The following is a 15,540-nucleotide window of genomic DNA, read 5'->3' as shown; positions in this document are numbered from 1 at the left end:
TTCGAAAAAACTAAGCCTTTTTTATTCGCACACTAAATCCGTTTCTTACGGGAAATAAGTCCAGCACCTTGGCCAAACCTCTAAAACCAGCCCGAATAGCTAGAGTTACGCTGGGCATCCTGGCTTTTTTTCTCCTCGCACTATCCCAAGACAGTGATCCGCTACCCCGAATCATCGCATCCTTTCAGCGCTATGTCACGGAGCTGCCCCAGGAGAAAGTGTACCTGCATCTGGATCGTACCTACTACGGCGCAGGCGAGACTATCTGGCTCAAAGCTTACCTTGTCGAAGGCCCGAATCACCAGCTTTCCGCGCTGAGCAGCACCGTCTATGTGGAGTTGATCGACAGCCAAGGGCATTTGATCGATCACGTTCGGCTCTTTTCCCCAAGCGGACTCGCCGCTGGACAGCTCGATCTCCCCGACTCGCTTTCCAGCGGCGACTACCTGATCCGTGCCTATACCCACTGGATGCGAAACGTTGGGGAGGAATACTTTTTCCACCGGCAAGTGGCCATCTTGGGAAAGGCCGAAAACCCAAACCGCGAATCGGTCTCAGAAAATGCCTTGGACATCCAGTTTTTTCCAGAGGGAGGCGATCTCGTCGAGGGAATCCTGAGCAAGGTCGCCTTCAAGGTTTTAGGCAAAGATGGCTTAGGCATAAAAGTGAAAGGCGAAATCCTGGAAAACGGCAAGCCCATCTCCAGTTTCGAAAGCAATGCCCTTGGCATGGGTGCTTTCCCCCTGCTCCCGAAAGCCGGGAATACCTATTCCGCGCGGATCGATAGCCGGGGACAAGAACTGGCCCTTCCGGCCGCACTCGAGTCAGGCATTGTGATGGCCGTGACCAATTCGCCCAAATCACCAGACTTGGGCATCAAGATCCAGCCTTCCGATGCAGTGCCATTCAAAAACATCTATCTCCTCGCGCAAACCCGCGGTCTGGTCTGCGCCTCCAGCCAAGTGGATCTTTCCAATCGGATCGCTTTCGTCAAAATCCCAAAAACGGAGTTTCCAACAGGGATTGCCCAAATCACCGCGGTAGACGAAGACGGAAATCCATTGGCGGAACGACTGGTGTATATCGACCACCCAGACGAACTCCAAATCACCATCAGCGCGTACAAAGCGACCTATTTCCCTCGCGACTCCGTTCGGATCGACATCCTCACACAGGACAGGTCCGGCAAGCCAGTCTCGGCAAACCTCTCGATCTCCGTTTTTGACTCCGGTCAAATCGGCCTCGATGAAAACTCCGAAACCATCCAATCCAACCTGTTGCTCTCCTCCGAGCTCAAGGGCCACATCGAGTCGCCAGGCTACTATTTCAACCCCAAAAATGAGGATCGGGCAGCTGCACTCGATATCCTGATGCTGACGCAAGGTTGGAGGAAATTCACCATCAAACAAGCGCTTGACCAAGACCTCCCCGAGCCCAAGTACCGCATCGAGAAAGGACTGGCGATCCGCGGCGAGCTCCGGGATAAAAGCGGCCAACCCGCCTCGGAAGGCACCGTCTCCTACCTGTCGCTGTATCCCATCACCCAATCGATCACGGCTAGCAGTGATTCAAATGGAAAGTTTGAAATGCACGATCTGATCTTCTTTGACTCTGCGCAAGTATCGCTGGAGGGAAAATCAAGCAAGGGTAGAGGCAACATGGATGTGATACTGGACGAGAGCTACGAGCTCCCCAGCCTCGCCCGTCCTGTTGTTCCTGCTCGCGCCATTGCTTCAGAGGGAGCGGAAGCTTTTCTCCAGCGAGCAGAGGAGAGGAGACAGATCGCCCAGGCATTTGATTTTGAGCAGGGTGAAGTCGCTCTCGACGAAGTACAGGTCAAAGGCAAAAAGATAGCCGAAGTAGAAGAATATACCGGCCCGAAGCTCTACGGAGGAGGCTCGGCCAAAATACAAGTGGCAGGAATCAGCTCCCTCGAAAACCAGCAGCATCCCTTGGAACTGGTGCGAGGCCGCGTAGCGGGCGTGCAGGTCTCTGGAAGCGGCACCGAATGGCGCGTCTTGATCCAGGGCGTCGGCTCGATCAACAGCAGCACGGAGCCTCTGATCATGGTCGACGACATCCCCATCGACCTGAAAAGCCTCCACACCATTCCCGTACAGGAAATAGAGAGTTTCACGGTGTGGAAAGGCCCCGACACGGCAATATTCGGCTCCCGAGGGGCAAATGGCGCGATAGGATTCTATACCAAAAGATCCAAGGAAGGCTCGAAGTCTCCCACGGGGCCGTCGCCAACCATGCTGCGAATCGGCTACCAAGCCGAGCGCGAATTTTACTCTCCCAGATACCCGGCCGCCAATCCCAACCTGGCCAAACCAGATCGACGGGCGACACTCCTTTGGGCTCCCCATATCCAAACCGACACCTCCGGTCGGGCGAGCGTCACTTTCTTCAACCACGACTTGGAAACAACCATCACCTGCCAGATAGAAGGGATGACAGAAAGTGGAAAACCCGGAGCCGCCCGATTTCAGTATCGCATCAGCCAGAAATAATGGAAAAATCCTCCTCGGGTTCGAAACCCTTGGAGGGCTAGAAGTCGTGCCTTGAAGTAAAATAATCCCCGAAAGACTGGCCTTTCCTCAAGCAACTGAGGGTACACCTTTAGACGACTACCCGTAAAACCAAACGAACCATGGCAAAAGAAACCCAGGGAAACCTAAGCCGGAGACGGTTTATCCAAGCCTCAGGAATGGCGATGGCCAGCATGCCCTTCCTTTCCCTCGCTTCGCAAAGACCCGAAAATGGGCAAGCCAAAAACTCCGGGGACAGCTCCTTTGAATTTTCCTTCCTGACGGACATCCACCTCAAACCGGAAATGAATGCCCCCTTGGGTTTCCAGATGGCCATAGACAAGGTGAATGCGCTGAATCCAGATTTTGTCATCACGGGAGGCGACCTGGTCTACGACGTGATGCGCGGGGACTACGCGCGCAGTGAGATGCTCTTTGACCTCTACCAGAAGATGAGCCGGGGATTCCAGATGCCCGTGTACAACTGTATCGGCAACCACGACCTGTTTGCGATCTATGAAGAAAGCCCGGAGGGAGCCGACCATCCGGACTACAAGTATGGCATGTGGGAGCGGTACTTTGGCAAGACCTACTACTCTTTTGACCACAAGGGCTGGCATTTCATCGTCCTCAATTCCCTGGATGTGACCGAGGAAAAGGGCTACAAGGGCATCTTCCAGGCCGATCAGCTGGACTGGCTGGCCGAGGACCTGAAAAACACGGATCCAAGCACCCCCATCATCGTCACCACCCATATCCCGATGCTCAGCACCCACTGGCAGCTCAAAGGCCAAAATGGGGCCGTCGGCGTGGAAAACTCCGCGGAGGTAATCCGTATGCTGGAAAACCACAACCTCAAACTGATCCTGCAGGGCCACATCCACTGGAAAGAATACGGCATGGTCAACGACCGCTTTGATTTCATCACCGGTGGATCCATCGCCGGAAACGGCTGGAAAGGCAGGCGACACAACACCAAGGAGGGCTTCGTGCAGGTAAAGATCCAGGGGGAGAGCTTCTCCTGGGAGTACATCGACCACGGCTGGGAAGCCGAGCGGCTGAAGCTCGAGCTTTGATGCAACCCTCCAAGGGTTTCGAACCCTTGGAGGGTTAGACCAAGTTTCCTAGAACTCCGAGGTAAAGTGGAATTCGATCTCGGGGTAGTTGTCCTGCACCATCTGCAGCCAAGAGCGTGACTCGGCCATGAAGACCAGCTTGTCGTCCTTGTCGCGGGCGATGTAGCGACTCTTGGAGCGCACAAACTCGTCCAATTGCTTCTTGTCCTTGCTGGTGATCCAGCAGGCCTTGTACAGGTTCATCGGGTGAAACTCCACCGTGGCGTTGTATTCGTTTTTCAAGCGGAACTGGATCACCTCAAACTGCAGCTGGCCGACGGTCCCCACGACTTTGCGCGAGCCCATGTCAAAAGTAAAGAGCTGCGCCACGCCTTCCTCCATGAGCTGCTTGAGGCCCTTTTCCAGCTGCTTGGTCTTCATCGCGTCCTTGTTGATCACCTCGCGGAAGATTTCTGGCGAAAAGCTCGGAATGCCGGTAAACACCATGTTTTCCCCCTCGGTCAGCGTATCGCCGATCTTCAGGTTGCCGGTATCGTAGAGTCCAACGATGTCGCCCGGGAAGGCTTCGTCTATGATTTCCTTCTCCTGGGCCATAAACTGCGTCACGTTGGAGAAGCGAAGCGGCTTTGGTCCACGCACGTGGTTGTAGGGCTTGTTTCGCTCAAAAGTCCCCGAGCAAATCCTCAAAAAGGCAATGCGGTTTCTATGGTTGGGATCCATGTTGGCGTGGATCTTAAAGACAAAGCCAGAAAACTTCTTCTCATCCGGGGTCACTTCGCGCAGGTCGGTCTCGCGGCTTTTGGGAGCCGGAGCAATCTGGATAAAGGTGTCCAGCATCTCGTTTACGCCAAAATTGTTGACCGCGGAGCCGAAGAACACCGGAGCGATTTTTCCCTCCAGATAGTCCTTGACGTCAAATTCCGGATAGACCCCTTCGATCAGGTCGACGTCTTCGCGAAGCTGGTTGGCATTGTTTGGCCCAATCAGCTTATCCAGCTCTGGGTCTTCCAGGTTGGCAAACTTCTGACGGTCATCGCTGAGCTTTCTTTGGGATGGAGTGAAGAGGTTGAGGCTTTTCTCGTAGAGATTGTACACGCCTTTGAAGCCTTTTCCCATGCCAATAGGCCAAGAGAGCGGACGAACTTTGATGTTCAGCTTTTCCTCCACCTCATCCAGCAGGTCGTAGGGATCGCGTCCTTCACGGTCGAGCTTGTTGATAAAGCAGATCACCGGCGTATTGCGCATGCGGCAGACCTCCATGAGCTTTTCGGTCTGGATCTCGACCCCTTTTACGCAGTCGATGACCATGATCACGGAGTCCACCGCAGTCAGTGTACGGTAGGTATCCTCGGCAAAATCCTGGTGACCCGGCGTATCGAGCAGGTTGATCTTGATGTCCTTGTACTCAAAGCCCATCACCGAGGTCGCCACGGAGATACCCCGCTGCTTTTCGATCTCCATCCAGTCGGACTTGGTGGCAGTGTCGATCTTGTTGGACTTCACGGCACCGGCGGTCTGGATCGCGCCACCGAAGAGCAAGAGCTTCTCGGTCAGCGTGGTCTTCCCGGCATCCGGGTGCGCAATGATGGCAAAGGTTCTGCGTTTTTTGATTTCCTCGGTCAAACTCATGGGTCTTGAATTTCAGCGGGCAAAGGTAAGGAAAATGGATTTACGATTTTAGAATTACGAACTACGAGGGCAATAATCCGATTTCACCCTGATTTTCGAAAGATGCGATTCTAAAGAAAAAAACGGGTGAAGTTCTGTTTCGCCTCGTAAATCAAAAATCCTAATTCGTAGATCGTCAATATTCGAGAATTCCTTCCGTGATAAACTGCGAGGCATCTTCCAGGTTGCCCAGGAGCATGATCCGGAAGGTCGTTCCCCGTCCCACCTCGGAACTTTTGACAAAAATCTTCCCGCCATGGTAGCCCTCCACGATGCGCTTGGCCAGGGTCAATCCCAGCCCCCAGCCCCGCTGTCGGGTGGAAAAACCGGGGTAAAACACCTTTTTGAAGTTCTTTTTCTCGATTCCCTTGCCCGTGTCCGTGATGTCCACGATGACAAACTTGTCGCTGTCCTGCAGCACGCTGATGGTGATCGTCCCCTTGCCTCTCATGGCATCGACGGCATTTTTGCAGATATTCTCGATCACCCACTCCATCAGCGGCTTGTTCATCATCGCGTCCAAGTCCTTGGAGTCCGCATTGATAGTGAGATCTACTTTGGTGGAAATCCTCGGACGGAGATAGTTGATCGTCTCCTCGATCATCTCGTAGAGGTTTTCCGGCTGGATCACCGGCTTGCTTCCTATGCTGCTAAACCGCTCCGTGACCATCCGGAGCTTGACCACGTCCTTGTCCATTTCGGTGATGATCTCCTTGTTTTCCTCCCACACGGGCGAGTTTCGCAGGTAGTCTATCCAGGCCATCAGCGAGGCGATGGGAGTACCCAGCTGGTGTGCCGTTTCCTTGGTCAGGCCAGCCCAGACGCGGTTTTGCTCGGCGATCTTGCTCTGGTTAAAAAGCGCGTAGGCCAGCGCCCCAAACACCAAAATCACCGCCAACTGGATGTAGGGATAGTAGCGTAGGTTGGTCAAAAGCTCGGAATTGCGGTAGTAGACCCGCACATCCGCCTCCAGCAGATGGATGGGCTCGTACTCCTCCTGCATCTCCAGCAGCTCCTTGTCCAGCGTGGCCGCGGAGTCCTCTCCGCTCGCGTTTTTCTTGAAGTTGATGTTGCGAAACTCCAGGGGATCCCCCTCCGCATCCACCATGATGATGGGGATGGAGTGGTTTTGCTGGATGATCTCCTGGTTGATAAAGGTCAGGTTTTCAGAGGTGGTGGCCGCATACTCCAGGGCCGCCGAGAGCAGCTGGATCTGCCGGCTTTCCCGCTCCCGCAGCTCGTCCACCAGGAGACTGGTGTACCAGATGGAGCCGGATCCGATCAGGAAGGACAACAGGAAAACCAGCCATTTGACCTGCTTTCTGTTTTGGTAAAAATCAATGGAAGTAAGATCCTGGAATCGCTTCGCCATTCGCTTGGGGGTGGTTTTCGGAATATAAACTCCTAAATGTCATTGATAGTATGAGTGGGAAATAGAAATTATCAGTTGGCCTTTCCTCCCCTCATTCCGTAAATTTATGCCTAAATCAAACCGGAATAAACAAAGAAAAATATGAAAACAAACGACATCGGACTAGAAATCAAAGATTCCAAATCCCTGGCAGACCAACTCAACGAACTTCTGGCCAACTACCAGATCTACTATCAAAACCTGAGAAACTTCCACTGGAATGTGACCGGAGCCAATTTCTTTGAGCTTCACGCGAAGTTTGAAGAGCTCTACACCTCCGCCAACCTGGCCGTGGACGAAATCGCCGAGCGTATCCTGACCCTGGGCGGAAGACCCCTCTCCTCCTACGCCGAATACATCGACAAGGCCGAAATCAAGGAAGCCAAGGAAGTGAAAGAATCGCTGAAGATGGTGGAGATCGTCCGCAACAACCAGAACAGCCTGCTGAGCCTAGAGCGCAAAACCCTCGAAGCCGCCGGTGAGGCCGCCGACGAAGGCACCGTGTCGCTCATGAGCGACTTCATCACCGAAAAAGAAAAAGTAGTCTGGATGCTATCCGCCTACCTGAAATAAGAAAACATGATTATCCGCAATCTTGTCAGTAAGCGAATTTGCTCCTCTAATAGGGCCTGTCTGCTCAGGCAGGCTGGAAGACCGAAGACCGAAGTAGGGCAAAGCCCCAATTTTAGTGTTCTTTCGGATTGTCGTGGCTGCCTACTGGCATAAAAGCGGATAATCCTATCGAAAAATCCCGGCCTCGAGGCCGGGATTTCTTTTTTTATTGTCCCTGGGTAGTCAAAGCACTCATTGGCTGGCTTTGATCCATTTCCAAAGGATCTTGTAGGTAGGCTTGGTGCCGTGCATGAGGATGCCGATGCGGTAGATTTTTCCCGCCAGCCAAGTCGTGGACAAAAAACCAGCGACCAACAAGCCCATCGACAGGGCCAACTCCCAAAATGGAACCCCGTAGCTGATCCGACCCATCATCGCGATAGGCGAGGTCAGCGGTACGACCGACAGCCAAAAGGAAGTCGTGCTCGTCGGATCCTGTAGGATAAAGACAAAAAGCCCCATATATGCCACGATCAAGGGGATGGTGATAGGAAACATAAACTGCTGCGCATCCGCCGGCGCGTCCACCGCCGAACCGATCGCGGCGAAGAGCGCTCCATAGAGCAGGTATCCTCCCAGAAAATACACGATAAAACAGAGTACCAGCGTGACAAAGTCAATCCCGCTGATGACCTGGAGGATTTCGGTCACCTCTCCGGAATCCGGCGTCGCCTGGGCAAACTCCGGATTGGCTAGCTCCATGGCCTGCTGCTGGGGCATCTGCATGCCCAAGACACCCATCACGACCGTCGAAAGTGTGCCGATCAACACCACCCAGATCAGAAACTGCGTCAGACCCACGGCCCCGATGCCCATGATCTTGCCCATCATCAGCTGAAAGGGCTTGAGCGAAGACACGAGGATCTCCACGATGCGGGTAGACTTCTCTTCGATCACCCCCTGCATGATCTGGTTGCCATAGACGAAGATGAAGATGTAGATCAAGATGCCGGACAAAAATCCGATGGCATAGTTGACGTTGGCGTTGTTGATCTTCTCCTCGCCCTGCTCTCCCAAAGTGATCGATTGGACGGAGACGTCGGTACGGAGCTCTTTCAAAACTTTCGGGTCTATCCCCTGAGCGTAGAGTTTTTGGTCTTCGATCTTCCGCTTGAGGGCCCCTTCCAGGTAGCCCATCAGCGAGGGGCTGGGATTTTCCACTCCATAAAACTGAATGCCCTCTGGGCTCTTCAGGTCGAGTTTGGGGATGTGCAAAAAGCCATAGCGCTCGCCGTCTTGCACCATTTTTTTGCCCTCCTCGACCTCCTCCACGGAGGAGGTAAAGGCATATTGCTCCGAGCTCTCCATGAAAAACAAGTCCGTCTCGTCCAGCACCTCGATGATGCGGAGGGACTGGCTGTCCTTCTCCTGGACGGCAATCCACACAAACACCCCCATGATCGCCGGGAATATCAGGGGGGTCAAAATCGTCGCGATCAAAAAGGACTTCTTTTTGACCCGGGCCAAATACTCCCGCTGGATGACCAGTAAAACCTTACTCATGTGCTGACGCTTTTACCTGATGAATAAAAATCTCCTCCATGCTGGGGATCTGCTCCCGAAAAAGGACCACGTCCCCGTATTCCATCAGCTCGGACAGAAGCTGGTTTGGGGCCTTTCCGGAGAGCGGAAGGGTAAATTCCCATGCATCCCCCGAAAACTTCGGCACCCACTCCTTGGGCAGGTCTTGGGTGGGATTGGCGATGCCGACCTGGAAGACCTCGGGTCGAAAGCTGCGCTTGACCTCCCGGATCGTCCCGTCGAGGATCTTACGGGACTTGTTGATCATGGCTACCTGATCGCAGAGCAGCTCGACCGACTCCATGCGATGGGTGCTCAGGATGACGGTAGTGCCTTTCGCTTTCAGCTCCAATATTTCGTTTTTGATGATTTCGGCATTGACGGGATCAAAGCCGGAAAAGGGCTCGTCCAAGATCAGAAGCGAGGGGCGATGCACGATCGTGGAGATAAACTGGACCTTTTGGGCCATGCCCTTGGAGAGGTCTTCGATCTTCTTGTCCTTCCAGGTGGCGATGTCCAGTTTTTCCAGCCAGTGTTTGATCTGGATTTTGGCCTCGCTTTCACTGAGTCCCTTGAGCCGGGAGAAATACACCAACTGGTCCCAGACCTTCATTTTTTTATACAGCCCCCGCTCTTCGGGCAGGTAGCCGATCTTGCGGATATCGTCGGGAGAAAGCACTTTGCCATCCAGCTCCACCGAGCCGCTGTCCTGCTCGATGATCTGGTTTACGATGCGGATCAGGGTAGTCTTTCCCGCGCCGTTGGGCCCCAAAAGTCCAAAAACCACGCCTTTGGGAACAAAAAGATCGACTTCCGTCAGGGCCTGGTGGTTTTCGTAGGATTTGTTTAACTGAGCAATCTGAAGCATCTGTAGTCTATTCGATGGTAATCGACCCGACCCCCACGTCCAGGATCAACTCCAGCAGCCGGGGATCGGATGCCTTGAAGCCTTTGGTCACATAGGTTTCCTTGTCTATGGCCTTGAGGTATTTCGGAAAAACGGTACGACACATGGGGGTGGTTTTCATCCGGATCTTGACGGGGTTGGAGTCCGGGGGGAGCTTGAGGTAGATACTGCCTCCGCTGACCGCGGCAATCACTTGGCATGAGCTGGCCAGCCCGTCGCTGTAGTTTAGGTCGATCTTCCCGTAGTTGACCTCCACGATCATCTTTCGGGAATTGGTAAAGTTGGCATTTTGGATCTCCACCACGCCCATGTTTAGGGTGACGAGCAGGGTGTCCATTTCGACCTGGTTGGGAATGGCGGAGCCGTAGTGGATTTTCACGTCGGCACTGGCACTTTTTACCTTGAGCTGGGAGACGGGGATCTGCGCGAGGTCAAAGTCTGAGCGGCCCACGCCCAAGTTGAAGTCCAAGTGGTAAAGGAAATTGGAAGCCAAACCCAGATCCCAGGAATGGTCAAAGTCGGAGTTGTCCGAGAAAAGCTTGGAAGTGATGCTCTTGCCGAGATTGTCGGACTCCACATTCTTGTGGACGAGCTTGGCATCGAGCATATTGTCGTGGACGGAATACCTGAAATCCGGCAGGATGTTGGACTTTAGCAGGTGTCCATGGATGTAGATCGGATCTGAGGAAATGACCCTTTTGAGCTGGGTAAGGCTTTTGTAAGAAGAGAAGTTGAGGTAGACCAGCTCATAGCCTTTTCTCTCGGTGACCTTATACTCTTTTACAAACTGCGCCTGAGCGGGTATTGCCTGCACCACGATCCATGTTATGAGCAGACACAGTTTTTTTAGCATACGGATAGGTTACGAGGTGACTTTGAAAAGGTTTTTTAAAAATATAAAAAAAGCCGGAATCGCTTCCGGCTTTCAGTTTTTTAGAAAAACTCCTTCATCTTGTCAAAGAAGGACTTGTCCTGCTTGCCCGGATCGGGCTTGAAATTGTCCGAAGTCCGTAGGGACTCCAGCATATTTTTCTCATCCCTAGAGAGCTCGGTAGGTGTCCAGACATTGACCATGATCAGCTGGTCTCCCCGGCTGTAGCCGTTGATATCCTTGATTCCTTTGCCTTTGAGGCGGAGCATTTTGCCGCTTTGCGTCCCTGGGTCGATCTTGATCTTCACCTTGCCATCGATGGTAGGCACCTCTATCGAAGCCCCCAAAGCCGCATCGATGAAAGACACATAGAGGTCATAGATGACGTTGTTGCCTTCGCGCTGGAGTACTGCGTCCTCTGCCTCCTCGATGACGATCAGCAAGTCACCGGCGATCCCTCCCGGGATTTCGTTGCCCTTGCCTGACATGCTCAGCTGCATGCCTTCGCCCACGCCACCTGGGATGTTGATGGAGATCACTTCCTCCTTCACCACCAGCCCTCGGGAATCCGCCTCTGCAGGCTTCTTGTCCACGATCTGCCCGCTGCCTCCGCAGACGGCGCAGGTGCTGGCGGACACCATCTGGCCCAGCATCGTGTTGACCACCTTTTTTACCTGGCCGCTGCCTTGGCAGGCTCCGCAGGATTTGAAAGTCACACCTGCCGCCACCACGTGGCGCTTCACTTTGATCTTTTTCTCTACACCGTTGGCGATCTCCTGCAGGTTGAGCTTGAGCTTCACGCGCAGGTTAGTGCCCTTTTTGGTACGTCGACCACCGCCTCCGCCGCCAAAGAAAGAGCCGAAACCGCCTCCGCCAAAGATGTCGCCAAACTGGGAGAAGATGTCCTCCATGTTCATGCCGCCTCCGCCAAAACCGCCGTTTCCGCCCAAGCCCTGATGACCAAACTGGTCATAACGGGCCTTTTTCTCCGCATTGCTGAGTACTTCGTAGGCTTCCGCCGCTTCCTTGAATTTATCCTCCGCTTCCGGATTGTCTGGATTTTTGTCAGGATGGTATTGGATAGCCAGCTTTCGGTAGGCCTTCTTTATCTCGTCTGCGCTCGCAGATTTGGAGACGCCCAGTACTTCGTAATAGTCTCTTTTTGCCATGGTAGTTTATGCTCCGGTTACAACTTTGGCATATCTCACCACCTTGTCGCCCAGGGTGTAGCCTTTCTCGATCACATCCACCACGGCTCCCTTCAGCTCTTCCGAGGGAGCTGGGATCTGCGTGATGGCCTCCTGGGTGTCGGGGTTAAAGGGCTTGCCAGTCAAGTCCGCCATTACCTTGAGCCCTTTTGTCTCCAGAATCCTAACCAACTTGTGGAAGATAAGCTGGTTGCCTTCTCTGATTTTCACGGGGTCGGACTCGGTTTCTGACGCTTTCAGGGCTCTTTCAAAATCGTCCACTACCGGAATCAAGTCCTTCAGGACATCCTCAGAAGCAGTGGTGATGAGGTCCACCCGTTCTTTTGCTGTCCTTTTTCTGAAATTTTCGAAGTCTGAATACAGCCGGAGGTATTTCTCCTTGAGCTCGGCCACTTCCGCCTCAAGCTTGTTCTCTTGGCTTTCCGTTTCTGTTGGCATTTCCGTCTCGTTTTGAGGCGTTTCTTCCAAAAGCTGCTCTTCGGATTCCTTGTTTAGTTCTTGATCCACTTGTTCTTTATTTTTCATAGAAATTAGGCAATAGCTGGTTTTGGGGGAAACATCAATGACTTTGCCAGTCCCCTTTTTCTGACAAAGTGGCATTTGTCAGGAATGGATGGCCTGCCAGATGAGGTCTTTGAGCTTGTCCAGATTGAATTGGCTCACCGATGAGATGAACACGTAAGGCACGTCCTTGGGCACTTCCTGCTCCATTTCTTTCATCAGATCGGCGTCGAGCATGTCAGCTTTGGAGATGGCCAGGATGCGTTTTTTGTCCAAAAGTTCCGGGTTGTATTTTTCCAGCTCTCCAAGCAAAATGCGATACTGCTCCTCGATGCTCGGCGCATCCGCCGGGATCATGAAAAGCAGGATGGAGTTTCGCTCGATGTGCCTCAGGAAGCGAATCCCTAGTCCCTTGCCCTCTGCGGCTCCCTCGATGATGCCCGGGATATCAGCCATGACGAAAGACTTGTCGTCCCGATAGCCGACCACCCCCAGGTTGGGTACGAGCGTCGTGAAGGGATAGTCGCCGATTTCCGGCTTGGCTGCAGAGATGGAAGACAGCAGGGTGGACTTTCCTGCATTGGGAAAGCCGACCAAACCTACGTCAGCCAAAAGCTTTAGCTCCAAGATGATCCACTCCTCGATCCCTGCCTCGCCCGGCTGCGCAAAATGCGGTGCTTGGTTGGTGGCAGTCTTGAAGTGATCATTGCCTAGGCCTCCGCGACCTCCGGGAGTCAGGATGACTTCCTGCCCGTCCTCGGTGATCTCAAAGCGCTTCTCTCCGGTCTCGGCATCCTTTGCCACCGTGCCCAGTGGCACCTCCAGGATGACGTCTTTGCCGTCGGCCCCAGTCCGGCGGCCGCCCTCTCCGCCCTTGCCGGCGTCGGCGATTACGTGCTTCTTATATTTAAGGTGTAGGAGCGTCCAGTGCTGGGAGTTTCCGCGAAGGATGATATGGCCACCGCGGCCGCCATCCCCTCCGTCTGGGCCGCCTTTGGGCACGTGCTTCTCGCGTCTGAAGTGCACGGAGCCTGCCCCTCCGGCACCCGAGCGGGAGCAGAATTTTACGTAGTCGATGAAGTTGGAATCCGCCATTTTGTATGAAAGAAAAAGGCTAAGCCCAGAAGCTTAGCCAGATCTTGGTTTTGCAAAATTAGCGATTTGAAGTGAATCAGTAGCTATCCATCACTTCCGAAATCGCCCCAAAGATCTCATCGATGGCACCGACACCGTTGATACTCTTGTATTTGCCTTGGTTTTCGTAGTACTTGGCGACAGGCAGCGTCTCGTCCAGATAGACCTTGATGCGGGTGTTGATCTTGTCTTCATCTTGGTCATCCGCCCGGCCAGAGGTCTTGCCCCTTTCTTTGATTCTGTCCTTCAAAACGTCCTGAGGCACGTCCAGTGCGATCATGCCGTCGATCTTCATGGCATTGCCGGAGAGCATTTGGTCCAGTGCCTCCGCTTGGGCGGTAGTGCGAGGAAAGCCGTCGAAGATAAAGCCCTTGCTGCCCTGGGTGCTGGAGATTTTGTCCTCCACCATGCTGATCACGACCTCGTCGGGCACTAGGTGGCCTTCGTCCATGTATTTGCGGGCCAGCTTGCCCAGCTCCGTTCCTTCTCCGAGGTGTTTCCTGAACAGGTCTCCCGTAGAAAGGTGGGTGAGCCCGTATTTTTCGATAAGCTTTTCACTTTGGGTGCCTTTACCCGCACCCGGAGGACCAAACAGTACTATATTCAGCATTCCAGAATTCGTTTTATTTACGTTTTACTCAATTGATAAAGGTCGGGCAGGTTGCGCCCAAAGCCGTCATAATCCAGGCCGTAGCCGACGACAAATTTATTGGGAATTTCAAATCCCACATAATCCAAGGCATAATTAAAGCGGAAGGCCTCCTTTTTAAAGAGCAGTGTCGCTATCTGAAGGCTCTTGGGCTTGTGCTTGGAGAGCTCCGAAAGGAGGTATTTCATGCTGATGCCGGTATCCACGATGTCCTCCACGATCAGCACGTGCTTGTCCTCAAGCTCCCCTGTCAGGCCCAGCAGGGACTTCACCTCGCCTGTAGTGCTAGTGCCCGTGTAGGAAGAAATCCTCAGAAATTCCACACTTAGCGGAAGATCGATCTCCCTCGCCAAATCGGCCAACACAATAAAAGACCCATTGAGCACGCCAAGCAAGACCAGCTCTTCGCCTTCAAAACGGGCCGATACTTCCCTGCCTATTTCGGCCAAACGGGCCTTAATCTCCTCACCCGGGATGAGTATTTCAAAAGAAAGATCTTTGACTACCACCTTTTTCATGCGCTGAAATTAAAGCTTCTCCATGAGGAATCGATACATTTTGAGCATGCAGTCCAAGTCGAACAGAGAAACTTTCTCATTTGGGGTGTGCACTTCATCCTCCGCAGCACCTATAAAACACCAGTCGATAAGGTAAGGGGAAAACTGGACCTCCCGCCCATCGCTGCCGCCGAAAGCCTCCACCTCGAGCTGGAAAGGAACACCGCTCTCCTCTGCCAAAGCCACCAAACGGTCGATGAAGCGACGCCTCGGGATGAACTTGTCCCGGATCGAAACGACCACCCCTTTGTGGTGCTCTACCCCTTCCGTGATCCAAGTAATATCAGATATTAACGCCTGACGTACAGGAGCTTTGTTTTGAATAAAACTTAGTAAAAAAGGCATGCTACCCCCTCCATGTTCCTCGTATGTAGAAAACACAACCCACCCATTTTCAAGACTTTCACATAACTTTAGTGCATTATACACGCCGAGTCTATTATCAAGATAAGCTGCCTGAATATAATCCTCATCCACCCGGATATTTTGTTCAAACGAGAGTCTAGTACCCCGGTCAATGCCTCTCGGAAAGTCGTGAAAACAGCCATCCTCACCCCCGACGATCTTGCAGGAAATTTCTCCTTTTCGATCCTTGCCCACCAGCCTTGTCCCTTCTATTATCTCCGGTCCGCCCACCGGTATGAGCTGATTTTGATACCTAGCCATGAACCCTATCGTGTCAATATGGGCAAATACGGCAGTTGTGGGCGTCCCAAACTTCAGCAGCACACAGTCGTGAAAATCCTCGCCAAAAAACACTTCGGGCTGAACCTTCCAAGAGAAAGCCCGTTTCTGAACATAGTCAAAAATGTACTGGGCCATATCGGACTCATCTCCGGAGACACTTTGTTTAGACAGTAACTCAAACAAAAATTTCATTTTGGCATTGATTGT

At 53.0% G+C, this 15,540-nt stretch carries 14 protein-coding genes; 3 read left to right on the top strand and 11 right to left on the bottom strand.

The window, feature by feature from the left end:
• Positions 1-68: 68 nt before the first annotated feature.
• The gene (locus tag J0A68_RS20135; RefSeq protein WP_206580049.1) at positions 69-2,513 is read left to right on the top strand and encodes a TonB-dependent receptor plug domain-containing protein; all 2,445 of its coding nucleotides are present in this window, start codon (positions 69-71) and stop codon (positions 2,511-2,513) included.
• A 140-nt stretch (positions 2,514-2,653) separates the two neighbouring features.
• Positions 2,654-3,607, top strand: coding sequence for a metallophosphoesterase family protein (locus tag J0A68_RS20130; RefSeq protein WP_206580048.1), 954 nt, complete (start codon positions 2,654-2,656; stop codon positions 3,605-3,607).
• A gap of 48 nt (positions 3,608-3,655) precedes the next feature.
• On the opposite strand, the gene J0A68_RS20125 is transcribed toward J0A68_RS20130, so the two are convergent.
• On the bottom strand, positions 3,656-5,236 hold the full coding sequence (locus J0A68_RS20125; protein ID WP_206580047.1) for a peptide chain release factor 3: 1,581 nt from the start codon (positions 5,234-5,236) through the stop codon (positions 3,656-3,658).
• Between the two features lie 175 nt (positions 5,237-5,411).
• On the bottom strand, positions 5,412-6,647 hold the full coding sequence (locus J0A68_RS20120) for a sensor histidine kinase (RefSeq protein ID WP_206580046.1): 1,236 nt from the start codon (positions 6,645-6,647) through the stop codon (positions 5,412-5,414).
• Between the two features lie 141 nt (positions 6,648-6,788).
• Here J0A68_RS20120 and J0A68_RS20115 point away from each other — a divergent pair, with 141 nt between their 5' ends.
• Positions 6,789-7,259, top strand: coding sequence for a Dps family protein (locus J0A68_RS20115; protein WP_206580045.1), 471 nt, complete (start codon positions 6,789-6,791; stop codon positions 7,257-7,259).
• A 231-nt stretch (positions 7,260-7,490) separates the two neighbouring features.
• On the opposite strand, the gene J0A68_RS20110 is transcribed toward J0A68_RS20115, so the two are convergent.
• The 9 genes from J0A68_RS20110 to J0A68_RS20070 form a co-directional block, all read right to left on the bottom strand.
• On the bottom strand, positions 7,491-8,801 hold the full coding sequence (locus J0A68_RS20110) for an ABC transporter permease (protein WP_206580044.1): 1,311 nt from the start codon (positions 8,799-8,801) through the stop codon (positions 7,491-7,493).
• Entirely contained in the window at positions 8,794-9,687 is an 894-nt protein-coding gene (locus tag J0A68_RS20105) for an ABC transporter ATP-binding protein (protein ID WP_206580043.1), read from the bottom strand. The genes J0A68_RS20110 and J0A68_RS20105 overlap by 8 nt, the downstream gene beginning before the upstream one ends.
• A gap of 7 nt (positions 9,688-9,694) precedes the next feature.
• The gene (locus J0A68_RS20100) at positions 9,695-10,579 is read right to left on the bottom strand and encodes a toast rack family protein (RefSeq protein WP_206580042.1); all 885 of its coding nucleotides are present in this window, start codon (positions 10,577-10,579) and stop codon (positions 9,695-9,697) included.
• A gap of 80 nt (positions 10,580-10,659) precedes the next feature.
• Positions 10,660-11,766: a molecular chaperone DnaJ gene (gene dnaJ, locus J0A68_RS20095; RefSeq protein WP_206580041.1), complete on the bottom strand. Its 1,107-nt coding sequence runs from the start codon at positions 11,764-11,766 to the stop codon at positions 10,660-10,662.
• A 6-nt stretch (positions 11,767-11,772) separates the two neighbouring features.
• A complete protein-coding gene (locus J0A68_RS20090) occupies positions 11,773-12,330 on the bottom strand; it encodes a nucleotide exchange factor GrpE (RefSeq protein ID WP_206580040.1) in 558 nt (185 codons plus the stop codon).
• 78 nt (positions 12,331-12,408) lie between these two features.
• Positions 12,409-13,401 carry a GTPase ObgE gene (gene obgE / locus J0A68_RS20085; protein WP_206580039.1) on the bottom strand — a complete coding sequence of 331 codons (993 nt, stop codon included), beginning with the start codon at positions 13,399-13,401 and terminating at the stop codon, positions 12,409-12,411.
• A gap of 76 nt (positions 13,402-13,477) precedes the next feature.
• The gene (locus J0A68_RS20080; protein WP_206580038.1) at positions 13,478-14,050 is read right to left on the bottom strand and encodes an adenylate kinase; all 573 of its coding nucleotides are present in this window, start codon (positions 14,048-14,050) and stop codon (positions 13,478-13,480) included.
• A gap of 17 nt (positions 14,051-14,067) precedes the next feature.
• Entirely contained in the window at positions 14,068-14,607 is a 540-nt protein-coding gene (gene hpt, locus J0A68_RS20075; RefSeq protein ID WP_206580037.1) for a hypoxanthine phosphoribosyltransferase, read from the bottom strand.
• Positions 14,608-14,616: 9 nt separating this feature from the next.
• Positions 14,617-15,525 carry an aminopeptidase gene (locus J0A68_RS20070; RefSeq protein WP_206580110.1) on the bottom strand — a complete coding sequence of 303 codons (909 nt, stop codon included), beginning with the start codon at positions 15,523-15,525 and terminating at the stop codon, positions 14,617-14,619.
• Positions 15,526-15,540 lie beyond the last annotated feature (15 nt).

The organism is Algoriphagus oliviformis (assembly GCF_017254915.1).
Lineage (GTDB): Bacteria > Bacteroidota > Bacteroidia > Cytophagales > Cyclobacteriaceae > Algoriphagus > Algoriphagus oliviformis.
Note: the sequence above shows the minus strand (reverse complement) of the source record. Positions and strands in the feature narration are given on the sequence as shown.